The organism is Methylobacterium sp. J-059 (assembly GCF_022829485.1).
Taxonomy (GTDB): Bacteria; Pseudomonadota; Alphaproteobacteria; order Rhizobiales; family Beijerinckiaceae; genus Methylobacterium.
In genome coordinates this window covers 13,914-32,235 of the sequence record NZ_JAKSYA010000068.1, presented here as the reverse complement: position 1 = coordinate 32,235, position 18,322 = coordinate 13,914, and the positions used below count along the sequence as shown (strand labels likewise).

The window sequence follows — 18,322 nt, the reverse complement described above, 5'->3', positions numbered from 1 at the left end:
CCGCCGGCGGGGAAGGAATGGAGGGTGACCGTGTCCCCGGACGCGATCTCGAGCACCGGCGGCAGCGCGGCGTCGAAGTAGCCGAGCACCATCTTGTCGGGGGTGGCCGGGATCTCGTGATGCGTCGGCATGTGCGCTCCTCGGCTCGGATCACAGGTCGCGGCGTCGCGCTCGGCGACGCGGCGGATCGCGGATGCAATCGACGAACCAGGGCCCGGCATCGCCACGACGCATGCCGGTCATCGCCCGCCGCCGCCGCCGACGTGGATCCCGATCACCACCCGGCTCGCGGGACGGCGAGCGCCGCCATCAGGCCGGTCTCGTCGACGAGCGCCGCGACCGCGTTCTCCCGGCTGCAGGAATCGGCAGGGATGCGCAGGCGATAGCCGATCCGCCGCTCGCCCATCGCTTCAAAGCCAGGCCGAGCCGCGAGGTCCCGGCGCAAGCGCCGCGGCTTGTCCAAGGCGGCGAGGCGCCCGCCGCAGAACAGGGCGAGATGCAGGCTTCGGCTCGGCTGGTCCGGATCCAGCGCGTAGGCCCCGACCAGGAGCTCCGTTGGGGAGATGCGCTCCGACGTCTCGACGGCCGTTCGCAGGGTGGGGGGCAGGGCGAGGCCCCGCGCGGCGATGGCCGCCACGGCCGCCGCCCGCGACGTCCATGCCTGGGCGGGCAGGGCGGCGACCGCATCGCGGGCCCGGCTCTCGGCCCAGTCGTTGCGCGCCGTCTCGGTGCTGCCCCAGAGGGCGCAACCGGTGAACACGACGAGGAAGGCGGTCACGCCCCGCCTCAGCGCGACCGGACCCGCAGCGTCAATCCGGCCGCGAACGCGCCGATAGAACGCGACGTCGAGGGGCCCGAGGAGCGCGGCGGCCAGAAGCGAGCCCGCGAGGCAGACGCCGGCATAGGCAAGCCCCGACCAGTCCGGCGGGCAAGCCCAGCCCGCCAGCAGCAGCACCGGCGGATGCGCGAGGTAGAGCACGTAGCTCCAATCCCCCAGCGCGATCGTCCCCCGCGCCACCAGCCCCACCCGGCGGACGGGCGGCGCCGTGACGGCGGCGCCCACGATCAGCACCGCGGCGACGCCACCGAGCCAGCGCGCGGCCGCCGTGTCGACGAAGACGCAGAGCACCAGGAAGGGCAGGGCGAGGAGCGCCGTGGACGGACGCATCCAGCCCGACGCGATCAGCCGCGGCAGCAGCAGGCCGCCCGCGAAGGGCGCACAGGCCGCCGTGACCGGCACCAGGTAGAGCGGCGGCGGCATTAGGCTGCGGCTGTTGGGCGGCAGCAGCGGAAAGGCGATCGCCAGCAGGACGAGCCAGCCGGCGGCGAGGGGAACGAGGCGCCGCGCCTGCCCGGCCGAGGCCAGGAGGAACAGGCCGACATAGAACGACAGCTCCAGGGCGAGCGTCCACTCCACGTTGAGGGGCGAGCTTCGCGCGCCTCCGGGCGCGAGGGACAGGGCGAGCACGGACACGCCGCCGAACTGCAGGCCCAGCGCCGCGAACAGGCCGGCGAACAGCGCCACCACCGCGACGTAGGTCGGGAAGATGCGGCTGACCCGATGCGCGAGGAAGACGAGCGGCGCATCGCGGGTGACGAGCCGGGCCATCAGGAAGCCCGACAGGGCGAAGAAGATCGCCACGCCCCAGACGCCCATCAGGGTGTCGAGGTTCGCGAAAGGCCGTGCGGCGCCACGCAGCGCCTGGGCATACACGGCGACGTGGTGCACCAGGACGAGGCTCGCCGCGAACGCCCGCAGAAGCTGCAGGTTCGCCAGCGCCCCGCCGGGCCGCGCGATGCTCACGGCCGCCAGGGCGCCGCCTGCCGGCCCCGAATGCGTCGGGGCCGTGACGGCGGGAGGATGATGTCGGTCGAGACGAGTCTGCATCGCCGGCGCTTCGAACGGTGTTGCACGCTGAGCGTCGCAGCGCGGATGCCCGCCAGAAACAATCAGAAACATGGCCGATACAAGATGGCCGTGCCGTCTTTGGCCGGGTCTGCCGTTTGGGCAACAGTATGAGGATACCGGTATCGCTCGAACACTTTGCCCGGATGGCGTGCGAAGCCTCGCTCGGATCGCAGAACCCTGATCCCCCGCTTCGCCGGCCCGGGGCACCATGGCGCGATGCGCACCGAGCGCCGCGGATTGCGACGTGCGACGGCGACGTGCGCCGTGACGCCTCGCCGATCGGTGGGACCGCGGCAACGGCGACCCACGCCGTCATCACCCCCGGCCTTCGACCCCGCGACAGCCCCGTTGCGCCGCGCAGCGGCATCGGCTAGGAAATCGGCACGGTCAGCACCCGTAGCTCAGCTGGATAGAGCGTTGCCCTCCGAAGGTGGAGGACCCGGCTCTCCGATGCGCTAAGTGCCTCCAGATGTTTCAATAACTTAGGAGGTCAACGTCCACAACTTCGGTGGGAGAAAGCCTGTCGCGGCGCAATTGGGCCACATCGGGCCGCTGAAGGTGCCTTCGATGAAGGTCGCGGCGACGGCGTTCGGACGGCTGAGGAGATGCGAGCTGAAACGCAGCGGCACAATGTCTGCCCGGCAAAACCTGGATCGTTTTTCCAGTTAGCCCTCGACCAGCGAAATTTCAGATTGAGCCCGATGTAAGTCCAGTCTCCGAAGCCGGGAAACTTCATTCTGAGCTTGACGACGACGCAACATTCCGATCCTGCCGAGAGCACGAAGTCCTAGAAGGCGGGGCGTTGCGGCTGGGGAATGCCTTTTGTGCCCCCCAGCTCAATGGTTCAACCCTTGGCAAGCGAATCGCCCTTAGAGGTTCAAGATGGACAGGGCTTTAACAGTCCCATGTTCTCGCAGGTCGAGGTCGTGCTCCATGACCTCTTCCTCGGTTAGCTCCCGCAGAGTGTCTGCTTGCGCACCTTCACCTGCGGCTTCTGCCGCGACAAGCGCAGCATCCTGATCATCCTTGGCGACGACGATCACAGGGGCGGTCTTCGCCTCCTGCGCGCCGGGTGGTGTGACCGTCACCTGAACACCGAACGCCTTATTCATTCTCGTGGACCTTTTCTCATTCGCTCTTATGCCTGAAACCAAGCCCGGGCCGAGAACCTGTTCTTCCGAGGATGGGCGGTCCGCTACGTGAACGCCCGCCGGTCATTCGTTGATCCAAGGCTCAGGTGGTATCAGCCCAGAAAGCAGCTCCGGCCACCACGAGTTCACGTGCGTGCACTGCGCTCGAACGCTGCAGTGGTGTGAAGCGCTTTCATCTCAGGGCGTTGAACATCGGAGGAGATGCCCGCGGCCTCTTCGACGAAGCCGATCCGGACCTGATCGATTTGATCGAATGTGCACGGGTGCGAGCCTGGACGGCGAACTTGAGGAGCCGATCGCTGCGCTCAGCTCCGCCGCACTTCGCATATCAGGCGAGTAGCCCGAACTGACGTGCCAGCAGCACCATCGTCTCCATGATCATGTGCGCGCACAGATGCGCGGCCATATCGTTCACGTCCTGGGGCGGGCTGACAGTATTGAAGTCGACCGCGACGATGTTCAGGTCAGTAAGGCTGCGAAGGAGTTCGATCCCTTCGCGAGAACTCAGGCCACCCCAGCTTGGTGTGCACACGCCCGGCGCGACCGACGGGTCGAACACGTCCATGTCCCAGCACAGATAGACGGGTCGTTCTGCGACGGCGTGGCGGAACTCAGCGATGGTCTGCTCAAAACCGCGTCGCAGTAGCGTCTCGGTGGTGACGACACGAAATCCGAGACGATCGGCATGATCGAGAACGCCGTCACGATAGGTGAACCCGCGAATGCCGACATGCCAGGAGAGCGCGGCGTCGACGAGACCTTCTTCGGCTGCGTTCGTGAACTGCGTCGCGGCGTTGTAGCGATCTTCTGGGACGTAGGGGTAGGCATCAGTATGGCTGTCGATGTGCAGCGCGACGAGGCCGGGATGCTGTCGGGCCGCGGCCCGCATCAGTGGAAGCGAGACGGACCCGTCGCCACCGATGCCGATCGGAACGGCACCGGTCTCGAGGATCGACGTCGCGGCGGCCTCGATGCGTGGGAGTGCGTCCTCGATGCGGCCGGGCGTCAGGATCGCATCCCCGCAATCGACGGCACCGAGCAGCGTCAGCACGTCTGCATCCGCCAGGGCCGGGTGATACCGGCGGATCAGGCCGGATTGCTGCCGCACGTGCGCTGGCCCCTGGCGAGCGCCGACGCGGAAGGGATGCGTGCCACAGTCGAATGGTGCGCCTAGGATCGCGGCGCGGCATCCCGGGCCCGGGCGTCCAGCCGGCAGCCCCATGAAGGTCATGGGTTGGTGGAAGAGCGCTTCCATCACGACGCGTCCTGAAGCAGATCGAAGGCGGTAAGCGCGTGCACTCGCGCGACCTGGTCAAGATCGCTGACGAGAACGAACTCGTTGGGACCTCCCATTCCGTGGGGCGTGGGTCCGTAGACGACGGTCGGCAGCCCAGCCATCCGGAACCAGCGCGCGTCTGATCCGCCGACCCGCATGTTCACGGCGACCGGCGCGCCGGTGACGGCACGCGCGGCCGCCGCGCACGTCACGACCAAGGGATGAGAGGGATCCGTGTGGTTCGGAGCGAACCGGCGCATGACTTGGTAGCTAAGGCCGGGCTCATCGAGAGCGCGGGTTAGGGCCTCCTCCACCGTCTCGATGGAGAGGCCGACCGGGAGGCGGATATCGAGTGCGGCGCTCGCCCGGGCCGGCACGAGGTTCGGCGATGTGCCGCCCTGGATTTGCCCGATGTTCACGGTGCAGCGTCCCAAGACCTCCGCCTCACCGACGCCGGCGAGCGGCTCCGAGATCGGCTTCGACGCCGCAATGGCCTCGCGCACCGTGGACGGGGTGTCAAAGACCAGATCGGGCAGGCGAGAAAGCCGGTCGAGGGCGGCTCGAAGCCGATCGATGGCGTTGTCGCCGCGATGCACGTGCGCCCCGTGAGCCGGACGCCCCGAGGCCACGACCTCGACCCAGAGGAACCCCTTCTCGCCGAAGCGCAGCACCTGCGGCGAACCAGCATCTGCGATGAGGACGGCATCGCCCGTCGCCCACGGCAGATTGTCCATCAGCCAACGCGTCCCGAGTGGACCCATGGTCTCCTCGTCGCCCGCGAGCGTCAGCACAAGCTCGCCGCACCAATGAGATCGGACCTCTGCGAGGGCAGAGAAAGCGAGGATCGCCGCGGCTATGCCGCCCTTCATGTCGGACGCCCCACGGCCGTAGAGCCGGTCCCCGTCCAGCACACCGGAAGGATCCACGGTCCAATCCTCTGGTGCGCCGATTGGGTAGGTGTCGAGGTGCCCGTTGAAGATCACGCGCGGGCCCGGCCCTCGGCCATGGATGCGGGCAGCAAGGTTGACGATCCCGGGCGCGGGTTCGTGGCGCACGATCTCCGCGTCCGGAACGTGCTCTTTGAGGATCGCCGCGGCGACATCGGCGGCATCGCTTGTTGATCCGGGTGGGTTCGGCGAGGCAGCCCTAACTAGGCGGAGGGCAAGTTCGGCAACTGCGTCCGGACGAGCCTCTGCAAGGCGGTGTCGGATCTCGGCGACTGTTAGGGTGTCGGATGCAAACGAGGTTTCAACGGCGGGCAAGACGGCGCTCCCACATGCGGATCGACTGCGTCAGGGGCCAGCAGATCGCGAAATAAACCAGTCCGATGAAGGTGAAGATCTCCAGGGGTCGGAAAGTGCTCGAGGACAGCTCCATGCCGCGCCGCGTCACCTCGCCGACCGAGATCACCGAGGCGAGCGAGGAGTATTTGATCAGCTGCACGAAGTTGGCAGCGAGCGGCGGCAGGATCAGGCGCACCGCCTGGGGGAGGACGATGCGGACGAACGCTTGTCCCTGCGACAGCCCGAGCACCTGCGCTGCCTCTCGATGGCCAACCGGCACAGCCTGGATGCCCGCCCGGAAGACCTCCGCAATGAAGGCTGAGGAATAGATCGACAGGCCGATGATACTGGCTGTGAGGGCATCGAGCCGAATGCCGAGCAGCATCGGAAGAACGTAGTAGACCCAGAGGAGCTGGACGAGGATCGGCGTGTTGCGGATCACCTCGCCGAAGGCGTAGGCGACCGCCCGCGCTGGCCATAGGCGCGACGCGGACATTGCTGCGATGACGAGCCCGCCGAACGTTGCGAAGACGAGGGTCAAGGCAGAGATGAGGAGCGTCATCCCCACGCCCGACATCAGGAAGCCGATGTTGGCGGGGATGACGTCCCAACGGAATTGGTAAGCCCCCATCACGGCGCGACGATCGGACCGAGGCCGTTGCGCTCGGCGGCTTTGGCAAGCCGCCCGTCCAGTTTGATCGTCTCGACGAAGAGGTTGACGTAGTTCAGCCAGATCTGGTCGCCCTGCGGCACCACGTAGGCGTAGGGCGTGACGGCAAGCTTCTCAGGTGGCGTTAGAAATTCGGTGCCGAACTCCTTCTTCATCTTCAGTGCGGTCGGAAAGTCCGACATGATGACGTCGGCACGATTGGACATCATCTCCGCCTGGACGGTCGCAGGCGCGGTGACGGCGGTCAGGCTGGCGTTCTTCAGGTAGCCGCGCATGAACGGCTCGATGTAGCTTCCTAGGGTCACTGCGACCGCGACGCCCTTCTGGTCAATGTCGCTCCACTGCTTGACCCGGCCGCCCGGCCGGATCACGGCGTAGATGTTGGTGACCAGGTAGGGCCGACTGAAGGCGACCGCTTGTGCGCGCTTCATGGTGGCGCCGACGCCGAACATACCGATCTCGCACTTGTTGGCCTGGAGATCGGCGGTGAAGGTCCCAAACGATGTCTCGACGTATTCGAGATCAACGCCGAGGTCCTTTGCGAACTCCTTGGACAAGTCAGCGTCAATCCCTTCCAACTGGCCGGTCTGAGGGTTGCGCATCGTGATTGCGTAGTAGAGCGGCCAGACGCAGACGCGCAGCTTGTGCGCCTTCGTCACCTGGTAGAGTCGGGATTCCGACTGCTGGGCCTGCGCCGAGCCGCCAGCAAAGGCCAACGCGAAAGCAACGGCAGCTGCCAGGGTCTTGAAGCATTCCATCGATCTCTCCTCGGTCCTGGTCAGTGTTCGAGTTGCGAAAGAAAGCGCTGCGCCCGGGCGCTGGCGGGCGCCGCGAAGAAGCGCTCGGACGGCGCCTCCTCGACGATCTGACCCTGGTCCATGAACACGATCCGGTCGGCGACGCGGCGGGCGAAGCCCATCTCGTGGGTCACGACCATCATCGTCATGCCCTCCTCGGCCAGGGCCTGCATGACGACGAGGACCTCCCGGCGAAGCTCGGGGTCGAGGGCGCTCGTCGGCTCATCGAACAGCAGCACGGACGGCCGCATCGCCAGGGCACGCGCGATCGCGACGCGCTGCTGCTGTCCGCCCGAGAGACGCGTCGGGTAGACATCACGTTTGTCCGCCAACCCGACCTTTGCCAGGAGCAGCTCGGCCTGAGCGATCGCTTTGTCTTTCGGAACGCCGCGAGCGCGCATGGGCGCCTCGATCACGTTAGCCAGGACGCTCATGTGCGGCCACAGATTGAACTGTTGGAAGACCATCCCGATGTCGGCGCGCACGCCCCAGGCTGCCTTCCGAACCTCAGCGCTCTGCCGCGGAGCGCCGACGATCTGGTCGCGCATGACGATGCGGCCGCCCTGAGGCTCCTCCAACAAAGCCAGGCATCGCAGAAGGGTTGTCTTGCCCGACCCGCTGGGGCCGATCACGCACACGACCTCGCCCTCGCGTAGGGCGAGGTCGACCTCACGGAGGACTGGCGTGCTGCCGTAGGCCTTCGTCAGGGCCTCGGCGGCGAGAATCTTTGGTGGAGGCCTACTGTCCATAGCCAGAGATTAGCAACGCTTATGCCAATCTCATCGAGGCGGGTATCAAAGCGCAATTTCCATTTGCCTAGCGTTGTTTGGGGCCATAAACATTGCTTATGGATATCAGGCAAATTCAGATCTTCGCTGCGGTTGTCGAGAGCGGCTCGATGACGGCGGCAGCCCGCTCGCTCGGGGTAACCCAGCCTGCCGTCTCGGTGGCACTCGCCCATCTTGAACGTCGCGCCGGCTTCCGTCTGTTCGAACGGGAAGGGCGCCAGATCGTGCCAACGGCGGAGGCGCTACTGCTTCATCAGGAAGCGCTGAGAGCGCTGGCTGGGCTGGCGCGGCTCGACGAGGCGGCGGCCGGCATCCAGGCGGCGACCTGCGGACACCTCACCATCGCGTCGAATCCGGGACCAGGCATCGCCTGGCTCCCACAGATACTCGCGGCTTTTCGAGCGTCGCGCCCGCAGGTCACAGTTCGATTCCTGACCCGCAGTTCACGCGAGGTGCGCGATCTTGTTGCGACGCGTGCCTTCGATCTCGGCATCGCCGAGGCGCCGTTCGATCGGACCGACGCCATCGTGCATCGCTACCGGTTCGACTGCGTGGCGGTGCTACGCATCGACCATGTGCTCGCTGGTGAGGCGCAGATCACCCCGTCCCTCCTAGACGATCATCCACTGATTGGATTATTGCCGGGCCACGGCACGACGATACCAATCGCCCGCGCCTTTGAGACGGCGGGAACCCGCGCAAATATTGTCGCCGAGTGCGAATTCTACGCAACGGCTCTGAACCTCGTTCTACACGGAGTAGGGGTTTGCATCTCCGATCCGATCAGCGCGGCTCAGGCGACCCACGGTCGATCTGATCTCGTCGTCCGGCCATTCATGCCGACTATCCCCTACGAAGTCGGTGTTTTGCGGCCTTCACGAGGGGGGACGTCGCATCTTGCAGAGCGCTTTATCGAAACCTTAGACGAATTCGTCCAACCCTATCTTGTGATTGAATAACCAACCAAGGAACACTTAACGTGAACAAAGGCGTGCCGCCGACGTCGCACCACCCTAACGCAATGTAGAAGCGCTCACGGCCGATCGAATGCGGTAGCTTCCACAGCTTCGAGACCGGCTTCTGCGTGCTCATGATTCCGGCACGGAGCACGCGCGAATTTGTCCGGCAAACGGAGATGCACCTGCCATGACGGCCGGTGGTTGGATCGCCGCAACTGGGCCGACCGCTCCTTCTGAAGTCGGAGTTTAGCAGATCTTAGGAAAAAAAAGGGGGGGGCTTAGTCCGTCGCAGTTCGCTACGCGCTTCTTAGTCGATGACGTGGACCAATAGGGAGTGGTATTAGCTGATTCGAGATGCCGACTAAAGCCCACCACCATAAATTTTGATTTTTTGGGGAATCTGATGACTAGCACCATGCAGTCAGTCATAAAAAAGGTGATTATTGAGGATCTATTCGGTTATGCGACATATGAAATTGATACTGAAACATTGAGCACTAGCGACCAAAATGTTACATTGATCTATGGCGAGAACGGCTCTGGAAAAACAACTTTGCTCAAACTAATTTTTGGTGCTCTAGCAAAAGCATCTTTTGGAATAAGAACAGATTTAATACAAACCGAGTTTAAACGCGTAAAAATAGAAACATCGTTGGGAGTAAATATAGAATTATATAGAGAGAAAACAACGGATGGGCCTTATACTCAAATAATGGATTTTGGCGGACGGAGCGAGTCATATCTTGTCGAGTTAAGCGAGCGAGGCACTTTCAAAATCGGGGGGGCTGGGAAAATCGAACAATTTCAACATGCTCTTTCCTCGATCGGTCTGGATTTAGTGTATGTCAGCGATCGTCGACGAATCAAATCGACAAATTCAATATTAAACCTAAAAGACGATTCCGTTGACACAAAAAACCAATGGGTGTTCCAACAAAGCAAAAATCACAAGCGTGCTTCTGATAGTTCAGAAATCGAAATAGTAAAATTATCTAAAGCAATCGAAGAGGCATTTCGGAAAGAAGTATTGAAGGAAGGCCGGTCAGGTCAGGAAACAGCCGATGGAATTTACTTAGAACTCGCTAAAGATATCTCTCAAGAAAAAGATAGTAGTAACTCTGAACTAAATGTTGCAAACTTTCTAGATACGTTGGATATTCTTGAAAATAAATCTCAATCGCTACTCAAGTTTAAAGCCATTTCAAAAATCCCTGTATCTGAGATCAGAGAACTGGTCTCTAATACTAGTGAAGTGCGTCGGCTAGATGTTGTTCGTGTTCTCACGCCTTATATAAACGCTGCCGTCGCCAGGACAAATGCGCTTACTCCATCTGCAATAGACTTTGGACTTTTGGTAGAAACTTTCAATAGTTATCTTTCAAGGAAGGAAATTATTTTTGATCTAGACAGGGGCTTGCGTATAATAGGACAGGATGGAAGGCGGGTTCCTCTGCGAGTACTATCGTCGGGTGAACAACATTTGTTTGTTCTACTTTCCTCTGTTTTTCTTTTAAGAAACTCAAGAACGCTATTTTTGATTGACGAACCCGAGCTTTCTTTGAATGTATATTGGCAAAGGAAACTCCCGAGGACTCTAAGTGGGCTTGTCAGGAACTCGGGGGTGCAATTTATCATGGCTACACACTCTCTCGAAATCCTAACTGAATTCAGTGATCGCATTTGTCAGATTGAGTTTTAAGATGCTACCAGAAAGAAAGTTTTCTGAAATCCTCACGAATTCTAAACTCGATAAAAAAACGGCCAATATACTTGTTGAGGGCGAATCTGACCAAACCATATTGAGAGAGTTTTTTAATGGCACAGCGTTGCGGCATAAGCTCTATCCGGCCAGTCGTGTTTCCTTTGATCTGTTCGATGCAAATGTTTTGGGAGGCAACAAAGGAAGGCTCTATGCAGCATCTACCTTCCTAAGCGCAATTCAAGCTCGCCGCATCGTTTGCGTTATCGATCGAGATGGGGATGCTTTCCATAAACATATCTATAACTCATGTGGTGTGATAACTGATTTATCTTGTGTTGAGATTTACCCACTAGATATTAGTCAGGCAGCTAATTTTATCAGAAAGGCACTAAATGATGGCTTTGATGAATCTGATTTAATGCATATACTCTCAATAGCTCGGGAGATTTCTGTTCTTCGATGGATGAGAGAGGAAGTGATACCATCCGTTAAGATGGCAGATTACGACAAATCGCTTACGCTTGAGAAAAAGAGATTATCGCTTAACGTTCAGCACTGGATCGGCAGATCGAAATCCCGCGGCGGCACCCAAGAAGAATGGAAGAAACTCGAAGATAGTTTCACTAGCTTGCGATCAACTCTTTCAGGAGATCCGCGCGACGCAGTTAATATACATATCTTAGATGAGATTTTTCGCTACTGGTTTAAATCCGTATTTGAAACAAAACTCCATGAGGGCTGGATTGAGCAACTTCTAAGAGGCTTTGCCGAATTTGATTTACTTAAAAACTATAAATTCTTTGAAAGTTTACTTTCTCATTGTGAAGGACATATTGAATAGGATAAGGCATTTATATCATATTGAAATCCAATGGGTTTTTTTAGCGTAACTTTTCGGTTTTTTCTTAGCTTATGGGATTGGGGAGATTGCTTGCTGAGGGTAAATGCTATGTGCATCCGCCTGAATCTTCTGCTTCGTAAACATCTTCGACAAGGTTGCTGAAGCCGTAGCCTGACGGCATCAGCTTCCAGCTGCATCGGGAGCAGTTTTGCCCTTTCGAGCCGGCGATGCGGGCAGCTGAGGGTCTGCCCGAAGGGATAAGCGCCAGCGTGATGTTTGTCGCCTTCGGCAGCGTTACGGTGGTGACTGAACGCATCGGCGCGCCGCGGTCGTGCTCGCTCGTATGGTAGAACACCGAGACGTGGTTCGTGCCGCGGCCTTCGCGCCGGAGCTTCTCCCCGAGCCGCGTCGCGTGCGCCAAGACCGCCTCCTCCAATGTGGTGCGGTCCTCGATCCGGGTTGAAAATGAGCGGGTCACCGCGCAGCCCTTGCGCTTGGCCGGCAGCGCGCCGAGCGGCAGGCAGGACATCCCGCGCAGCTCGTGGATGATGCGCTCGCCCACCACCGTCAGCGCCTTGCGCACCGGGCGCGGGTCGAGGTCGGCGAGATTGGCCACGCTGTCGACGCCCATGGCTTCGAGCTTGGCGAGCGAGGCCCGGCCGATCTCTCAAACCTCAGCCACCGGAATGCGGCAGAGTCAGTGGTCATAGGCCTCCGGGTCTGTAAGGTCGCAGACGCCGTCGAGCGGTGCGATGCGCCTGGCGATGTGGTTGGCGCGGGCTCGGCCAGCGTCTTCGTCGGGCCGATGCCGACGCAGGTCGGAATGCCCGTCCAGGCGCGCACCGTCGCGCGCAGGTCGCGTTGAACTTAATGCTGGTTGGCGCGCGGCGCGATTGTTCAGCTTGGAGGGTGGAGGTCTACGATGCGTCTGGGCGCCATGTGACGTCGAAGAGTTTTGGTGAAGTGCTAGGTAATCGCCGACCAGAGCGCCGCTGGGGACCTAAAGCCGATCGCGCAAGGCTGTATCGGCGCCACATGCGCCGCTGCCGCTCTGCAATAAGCAGCGAGCATGAAGAACATGCTTGCAGCCCTCATCCTGACCACGGTAGCCGCCCAGGCAGCCCCACCCGAGAAGTGGGCCGAGAACCCCGGCCCGCACACCATCAAGCGGACGCAGCCCAGCTGCCAGAACATCTCGACCCACGACGAGCTGGCCGGCAAGATCCTCCTCGCCAAGACGCCGCTCCAGAAGGCCGAGGCCCGCGCCTACTACCAGGCGCACACCGACCCCAACGATCCCCGCAACGGCGGCAATCTCTGCATCCCTCTCAAGAAGGGGACCGTCGTCATGGTCGAGAAGCGGATCGGCCGGTTCGAGTGCGTGCGCTTCAAGGGGATGCCGATCGCCATCAAGCCGTGGGAGGACAAGTGCTTCTACGCGGAGCGGGTCAGCTCCTACGCGGACGTGACGGTCCACCCGGACTTCTACTGGCTGGAATGAGGCCACAGGTCCGTTCAGGCCGAGGCCAGGCCTACGATCCAGCAGGCCTACAGGCCACGTCTCATGTGAGAAATCCGTGTCCTCTCGATGTCACCTGGATGTCCATCCGGGAGCCAATGCGAACCATCCTCCGATGAGACATTCCGGGAGCCGCATGTCACCTGGATGTCCTATGGATGTCTCATCGCTGTCCCACGATCCGGTCAATGCGAACGGATTTGCGGAAAATGTCTCATCGTTGGGACATCGACCCGATCGAGCGAAAAAGACCCTCCAAGAGACCCCAGCGAGAGATCGACCTAGGCGGGCAGATCACACAGATCGCATGAGAGTGACAAGCGCGTGAGAGCTGAGAGAGGTGTCCACACAGAGGATCGCGCTGTGGCAGGGACGTCAGGCGACGGAGGAGAGATCCATCATACATCTCCACGCCTGATCCGCGTGGCGGATCAAAAAAGATCCGAGCTCTCGATATATGAAAAATCTTGCCGTAAATTTGCTGGCGCTGCTTATTTTTTCTAGCTCCGCGCGATCATCCTTGTCGCTGTGCTTCGTCTGAAGGCGTTGATTGACATGATAATGATCAGGGAAAATCCTTGATAGACATGACACGGCGTCCTTGAATGCAACGCTCACATGAGAAGCGCGGCTGCGATGGCGACGATCAGAAAACTTCGAGGACGGTGGCAAGCCGCTGTCCGCCGCAAGGGGATGCAGCCGCGCTCGAAGTCCTTCGACGCAAAGAGCGACGCAGAACGTTGGGCTCGCAGCTTGGAAGCTGAGCTAGACCGTAATGGTGCGCTCCCCGACATGCGACCAGCTGAGAGCATGACGCTCGCGGAGCTCCTGACCCGCTACCGGGATGAAGTCTCGCCCACAAAGCGCAGCGCCGTTACGGAAATGGCGCGGATCAACGCGATCCTTCGTCGCCCGATCTGCTTCCGCACGATGACCATGCTCTCGACGGCAGATCTCGCTGCCTACCGCGACGAGCGCCTCAAGATGGTGGCAGCAGCGACCGTGATCCGGGAGCTGAACACGATTTCGCATGCAATCGACACCGCTCGTCGCGAGTGGAACATCCACATCGCACAGAAGCCATGCAAACTCGTGCGCCGCCCGTCACCGCCGAAGGGGCGCACCCGTCGCCTCGAGGGAAACGAAGAGGTGCTTCTACTCACTGCCGCAGACAGGGGGCGCACTCCCTATCTTCGCCCACTGATCGTGCTGGCTATTGAGACTGGCATGCGCCGAGGCGAGCTGCTGGCGCTCCGATGGGAGCATGTCGATCTCGATCGGCGTGTTGCGCACCTTCCGATGACGAAGAACGGAACGAACCGGGACGTGCCGCTCTCTACCCGCGCGGTGGATACGCTCAGGAAGCTCAGGACGGGCGAGGACGCGACCGTGTTCTCAGCTGCCCCGAACACAGTCAGACTCGCCTGGGAGCGCCTGACGCGACGTGTGGGGCTATCTGATCTACACCTACATGATCTCAGGCACGAGGCGGTGTCTCGCCTATTCGAGAAGGGGTTCAACGTCGTCGAGGTCGCGTCGATCTCGGGGCACCGGGAGTTGCGCATGCTCCAGCGCTACACGCACCTGAGGGCTGCCGATCTCGCAGCGCGTCTTGGATGAGACGAGGTGGCTCTTTCGCCACAGCTTCGAAGTCCTAGAACGATCGGAGCTGCTTGTAGGGAGTGCCTGATGGGCTCACAAGAAGCTGGAGCCTGTCCTTGGCAGCCGGACACCAACTCAAAATGACCGGATAATTATCATCGACCGGTCTTCAAATTAAGTGAAACCCAAGCGAAAGCCGGGCGTCCCGTAACGTTTTCCATTGTTTTGGATCCATTTTTGAGAGGCCTAAAGTATAGAACGCGTTACGGCGTGCGAGGGAAACCCTCCGGCCGACACCGGAGGGCTCCGAGCCCCACAAAGGCTGGGATCTCCCGGTCGCTTATGCAGCCTCGATCTCGATAATCGCGTCCGGATGAGCAGACCCCGCTACCAAGCGCTTGTTCTCGCGGAAGCGGCGTGCGCGATCCTTTCCGGACCGCCTACGGTGTTCAAGCACAGGGTTCGTCGAGCCATACCGGGCGGCTACATCTTCGAGGAGACGTTCGGTGACTGGATGACACTGCGCGACGAGTGGGCACCGATTGCACCGCTGCGCCGCGGCATCCAGAGGAGCCGGTAGACCGAAACACGACGGGATGAGCTGCTCGACCGGGAGTGCCTTGATCGGCGCCGCAGCTCCCAAGCCGGCAGACCTCTCACGAGCGGTCGCGACGAACTCCGCTCCGTAAAAAGCGGTGGCCTTATCGACCGACAAGACCCGTGCATTGTCGATGGCCATACCGATCGCGATGGGACCGTTAGTCCGCTTCCGAGCCGCACGAGCAATATGCTCCTGATGGGCGATCTGGTCCGGCAGGGCGTGATCGTTCTCCATGCGATAGTGTGGAAACTCGGAGAACCAGCAGGCGCCGTTAAGTTCCTCCTCCGACCGCTTTTCAATAGCCACCACGCAGTCCGCCCGACGCATCTGCCCGGCCCTCAACAGGCGCTGCTGCTTAGCCCGACGAAGCGCGGTCTCCATCGCGGTCGAGATGTAGAGCTTGTAAGAAACGCCCAGTAGGTCAGCGTGCGCACGAGCGTTCCAAAACTCGCTGAATTCCTTGCGGCTATGAAAGAGGCCGCCAGCAGCAGTAGCGCGCTTTTTGGTTGCCGCAACAGTATCGAAATTCTGCGCCCACTTCTGGCGATATACGTGGATATATTCTTCGACAAAGAGTTCCGTTGCCTGGACCGGCGAGAGGAACCGATAGTCAAACCACTTGAAATTCGCGAGAACGCGCTCTGCAGCCCAGCACAGGGGTGACATATGTGAGGCGGCTTCGAGAATAAGTCCTGCGCGCTGATGAAGCACTACTGGATCGAGCTGGTCGAAAATACGCATGGGGGTGCTGCCAGACGAATGGGTCATCTGTGGGTTCCTTCTAAGGGATTTGAGAGCGCGGCACCGTGCTGAAGTCGTTATAGCGACCAGCGAGCGGCGTTTCGCATAATGGCGGTCGATTTTTCGAGCGACGAGGTTCGAAGCCGCTAGGAAGTTCGTAGACTGGCGGTCCAGCTAGGCGTTAAGATCTGCGGCCTGCGAGATCAGTGCTTGGTGTCACTTAGGGACAGCAAGAAATGATCGACAGAGACGGCAAGATTCGACGTCGTAGGACTCTCCCGGACGCTAGGCGTTGCAATCGCCTTTGGCCATGACTTAGCCTGACAAGCGAAGCTCCGCTCACCCCGGATTCGATAAACGGCCAGCTTCCCGACCTTGTTGCCGATGTAGGCGTAGTAAGTGCCGCGGACCTTTGCAATCCTCGAACAATCGGGATCGGGGAACTCTATTCCGCCCTGGCGATAATACGCAGCCAATGCGAGACGCATCATCTCCTGTTCCCAGCTAAGCTTGAGGTCGGCGAATACCTGTTCAATCACGAGGATGCTCTCGATGCTCGTGCGTGAAGTCTTCTTCATTTGCTTGCTCTGGTGCTCGGTTTAAGCGAGCCAACGCTCGGAGGAGCGCGGCACAAAGCCTATAGCGAGTTGGGGGCGGCGTTTTCGTCGAAAAACAAAATTTTTGATAAGTCATTGATTTTGTTGATCCCGGAACCGATTCGGTTCGCTGATCTGAGCGCTCGATGTCGAGCATTGGGCGGTTCGGCTGGTCGGTGAAATCGCAGAGCCTCGACAGGCGACCACCACAAGATTCAACCGGCAACTCCGCCACGGCGCTCCGGTTGAGCTCATCGATGACTTCAAAGAGTCGCGTCGTCCTAACGTCATCGACGACCTGCTCCGGCCACTCGGTCGCACCTCGTTGATGGGCTTTTGTAAAGCAGCCTCAGCTCTATGGCCTCCGCAGCAGTGGCCAGAAGTTGCAGAATGATCACGGTCTCGGCGCTCCGAGCCGCACGCTTGTCTGTTCGCTCGCAAGAACAGCTCATGATGGCTATCGTTGCGCAAAATCGCGCTGAGGTTGCCAGCAGGGAGGGCTGAATGGCGACGCCGTTCTTCGAACGACCGATCCTCAATTCGCCCTACGAGGTGCCCACGAGGCATCATGCCTTGGACAGCGAGGGGCAGCCGCTCAACCAAGAGCCGGCACAGGGTCGCCGACGCTCGTCCCTGATCACACCGGTCCCGAAATCCAAGAAGCAGAGCGGCAAGGGCAAGCAGGCAACCCTCGGTCTCGGCGATGACGCCGGCCTATCCTCGGCTGAGCAGGCTTACAATCCGACGCCAATCATCAACGAGATCCGCGGGCACGTGGCATCCTGGCGCGCTCTCAGCAACCCGGCCGACTGGAGCGTCACACCGACGACCCAAAGGCTACTTTAGCATTGGCGTCGCGATCACGGCTGGCACGGCCCACGGCCGTTCTTCTGCCAGGTCGAGGCAGTTGAGACCGCGATCTGGCTCACCGAGGTTGCCGGACGACAGCGCCAATATGCCCACCTGATCCGGCATATTGAGGGGGCCAACGAGGGCGCGAACCCCGGTCTGCCACGCCTCGCCCTCAAGATGGCGACCGGCGCCGGCAAGACGACGGTCATGGCGATGCTGATCGCGTGGCAGACCCTCAACGCCGTGCGGAGCCCGAACACTAAGCATTTCACCCGCGGCTTCCTACTCGTGACGCCGGGTATCACGATCCGAGACCGCCTACGCGTTCTGATGCCAGGCGATCCTGATGCTTATTATAGCAAGCGAGAACTGGTGCCGACCGACATGCTCCATGACCTGGGGCAGGCGAAGATCGTGCTGACGAACTACCACGCGTTCAAGCGCCGCGAGACGCTTGAGGTCTCGAAGGTTGGGCGCTCGCTCCTCCAAGGTCGCCACGCTCCGATCGATACAATCGAGTCCGAGGGCGCAATGCTTCAACGCGTCTGCCGGGAGCTGCTGCCGATCAAAAACCTCGTGGTGGTCAACGACGAGGCGCACCACTGTTATCGCGAGAAGCCGGACGGAGCGGACGAGAACCCTGTCGCCGCCGAGGACCGCGAGGAGGCCAAGCGTAACGCCGAGGCCGCGAGGCTCTGGATCTCCGGGATCGAGGCGCTGAAGCGAAAGGTCGGCGTGCGCGCAGTATACGACTTGTCGGCGACGCCTTTCTTCCTACGCGGCTCTGGCTACCTCGAGGGCACCCTGTTCCCATGGACGGTCAGCGACTTCTCGCTGATCGACGCCATCGAGTGCGGCATCGTCAAGCTGCCGCGCGTGCCGATTGCCGATAACGCTGCAAGCGGCGAAGTGCCCATTTATCGCGAGCTCTGGGAGCACATCGGCAAGGCAATGCCGAAGAAGGGCGCAGGCAAGGCTGGCACGCTCGATCCGCTCTCTCACGTCTTACCACCTCTAAGCCGGTCTGGGAGAGCG

14 protein-coding genes and 3 pseudogenes are annotated in these 18,322 nt (G+C 60.8%); 6 read left to right on the top strand and 11 right to left on the bottom strand.

Features of this window, described 5'->3' with window-relative positions; genetic code table 11:
* From MKK55_RS07695 to MKK55_RS07660, 8 genes and pseudogenes are all read right to left on the bottom strand, one after another.
* A pseudogene (locus tag MKK55_RS07695) lies at window positions 1-131 on the bottom strand (amidase); the annotation flags it as partial.
* Window positions 132-274: 143 nt separating this feature from the next.
* A complete protein-coding gene (locus MKK55_RS07690; RefSeq protein WP_243934039.1) occupies window positions 275-1,804 on the bottom strand; it encodes an acyltransferase family protein in 1,530 nt (509 codons plus the stop codon).
* A 974-nt stretch (window positions 1,805-2,778) separates the two neighbouring features.
* Window positions 2,779-3,021, bottom strand: coding sequence for a hypothetical protein (locus MKK55_RS07685; RefSeq protein ID WP_147812908.1), 243 nt, complete (start codon window positions 3,019-3,021; stop codon window positions 2,779-2,781).
* Window positions 3,022-3,388: 367 nt separating this feature from the next.
* Complete coding sequence (locus MKK55_RS07680; RefSeq protein WP_243934038.1) at window positions 3,389-4,315, bottom strand: arginase family protein; 927 nt, start codon at window positions 4,313-4,315, stop codon at window positions 3,389-3,391.
* Window positions 4,315-5,598 carry a M20/M25/M40 family metallo-hydrolase gene (locus MKK55_RS07675; RefSeq protein ID WP_243934037.1) on the bottom strand — a complete coding sequence of 428 codons (1,284 nt, stop codon included), beginning with the start codon at window positions 5,596-5,598 and terminating at the stop codon, window positions 4,315-4,317. The genes MKK55_RS07680 and MKK55_RS07675 overlap by 1 nt, the downstream gene beginning before the upstream one ends.
* The gene (locus MKK55_RS07670) at window positions 5,585-6,250 is read right to left on the bottom strand and encodes an amino acid ABC transporter permease (protein ID WP_243934041.1); all 666 of its coding nucleotides are present in this window, start codon (window positions 6,248-6,250) and stop codon (window positions 5,585-5,587) included. The genes MKK55_RS07675 and MKK55_RS07670 overlap by 14 nt, the downstream gene beginning before the upstream one ends.
* Entirely contained in the window at window positions 6,250-7,047 is a 798-nt protein-coding gene (locus MKK55_RS07665) for an ABC transporter substrate-binding protein (protein ID WP_243934036.1), read from the bottom strand. The genes MKK55_RS07670 and MKK55_RS07665 overlap by 1 nt, the downstream gene beginning before the upstream one ends.
* 20 nt (window positions 7,048-7,067) lie before the next feature.
* The gene (locus tag MKK55_RS07660) at window positions 7,068-7,835 is read right to left on the bottom strand and encodes an amino acid ABC transporter ATP-binding protein (RefSeq protein ID WP_279596055.1); all 768 of its coding nucleotides are present in this window, start codon (window positions 7,833-7,835) and stop codon (window positions 7,068-7,070) included.
* Between the two features lie 98 nt (window positions 7,836-7,933).
* Here MKK55_RS07660 and MKK55_RS07655 point away from each other — a divergent pair, with 98 nt between their 5' ends.
* The 3 genes from MKK55_RS07655 to MKK55_RS07645 all read left to right on the top strand — a co-directional run bounded on the left by MKK55_RS07655 (window position 7,934) and on the right by MKK55_RS07645 (window position 11,376).
* Window positions 7,934-8,833, top strand: coding sequence for a LysR family transcriptional regulator (locus tag MKK55_RS07655; protein ID WP_243934035.1), 900 nt, complete (start codon window positions 7,934-7,936; stop codon window positions 8,831-8,833).
* Window positions 8,834-9,236: 403 nt separating this feature from the next.
* A complete protein-coding gene (locus MKK55_RS07650) occupies window positions 9,237-10,532 on the top strand; it encodes an AAA family ATPase (RefSeq protein WP_243934033.1) in 1,296 nt (431 codons plus the stop codon).
* Window position 10,533: 1 nt separating this feature from the next.
* Complete coding sequence (locus MKK55_RS07645) at window positions 10,534-11,376, top strand: hypothetical protein (RefSeq protein WP_243934031.1); 843 nt, start codon at window positions 10,534-10,536, stop codon at window positions 11,374-11,376.
* Between the two features lie 249 nt (window positions 11,377-11,625).
* On the opposite strand, the pseudogene MKK55_RS07640 reads toward MKK55_RS07645, so the two are convergent.
* A pseudogene (locus tag MKK55_RS07640) lies at window positions 11,626-12,237 on the bottom strand (Y-family DNA polymerase); the annotation flags it as partial.
* Between the two features lie 217 nt (window positions 12,238-12,454).
* Here MKK55_RS07640 and MKK55_RS07635 point away from each other — a divergent pair.
* Both MKK55_RS07635 and MKK55_RS07630 read left to right on the top strand, forming a co-directional pair.
* Window positions 12,455-12,877, top strand: coding sequence for a hypothetical protein (locus tag MKK55_RS07635; protein ID WP_243934029.1), 423 nt, complete (start codon window positions 12,455-12,457; stop codon window positions 12,875-12,877).
* A 654-nt stretch (window positions 12,878-13,531) separates the two neighbouring features.
* Complete coding sequence (locus MKK55_RS07630) at window positions 13,532-14,515, top strand: site-specific integrase (RefSeq protein ID WP_243934028.1); 984 nt, start codon at window positions 13,532-13,534, stop codon at window positions 14,513-14,515.
* Between the two features lie 322 nt (window positions 14,516-14,837).
* Here MKK55_RS07630 and MKK55_RS07625 read toward each other — a convergent pair whose 3' ends face one another.
* Both MKK55_RS07625 and MKK55_RS07620 read right to left on the bottom strand, forming a co-directional pair.
* Window positions 14,838-15,866 (bottom strand): hypothetical protein, encoded by a 1,029-nt coding sequence (locus MKK55_RS07625; RefSeq protein ID WP_243934027.1) that lies wholly within the window; start codon window positions 15,864-15,866, stop codon window positions 14,838-14,840.
* A gap of 176 nt (window positions 15,867-16,042) precedes the next feature.
* The gene (locus tag MKK55_RS07620) at window positions 16,043-16,417 is read right to left on the bottom strand and encodes a hypothetical protein (protein WP_243934026.1); all 375 of its coding nucleotides are present in this window, start codon (window positions 16,415-16,417) and stop codon (window positions 16,043-16,045) included.
* A gap of 522 nt (window positions 16,418-16,939) precedes the next feature.
* Between MKK55_RS07620 and MKK55_RS29305 the strand changes: the two are divergent.
* A pseudogene (locus tag MKK55_RS29305) lies at window positions 16,940-18,283 on the top strand (DEAD/DEAH box helicase family protein); the annotation flags it as partial.
* Window positions 18,284-18,322 lie beyond the last annotated feature (39 nt).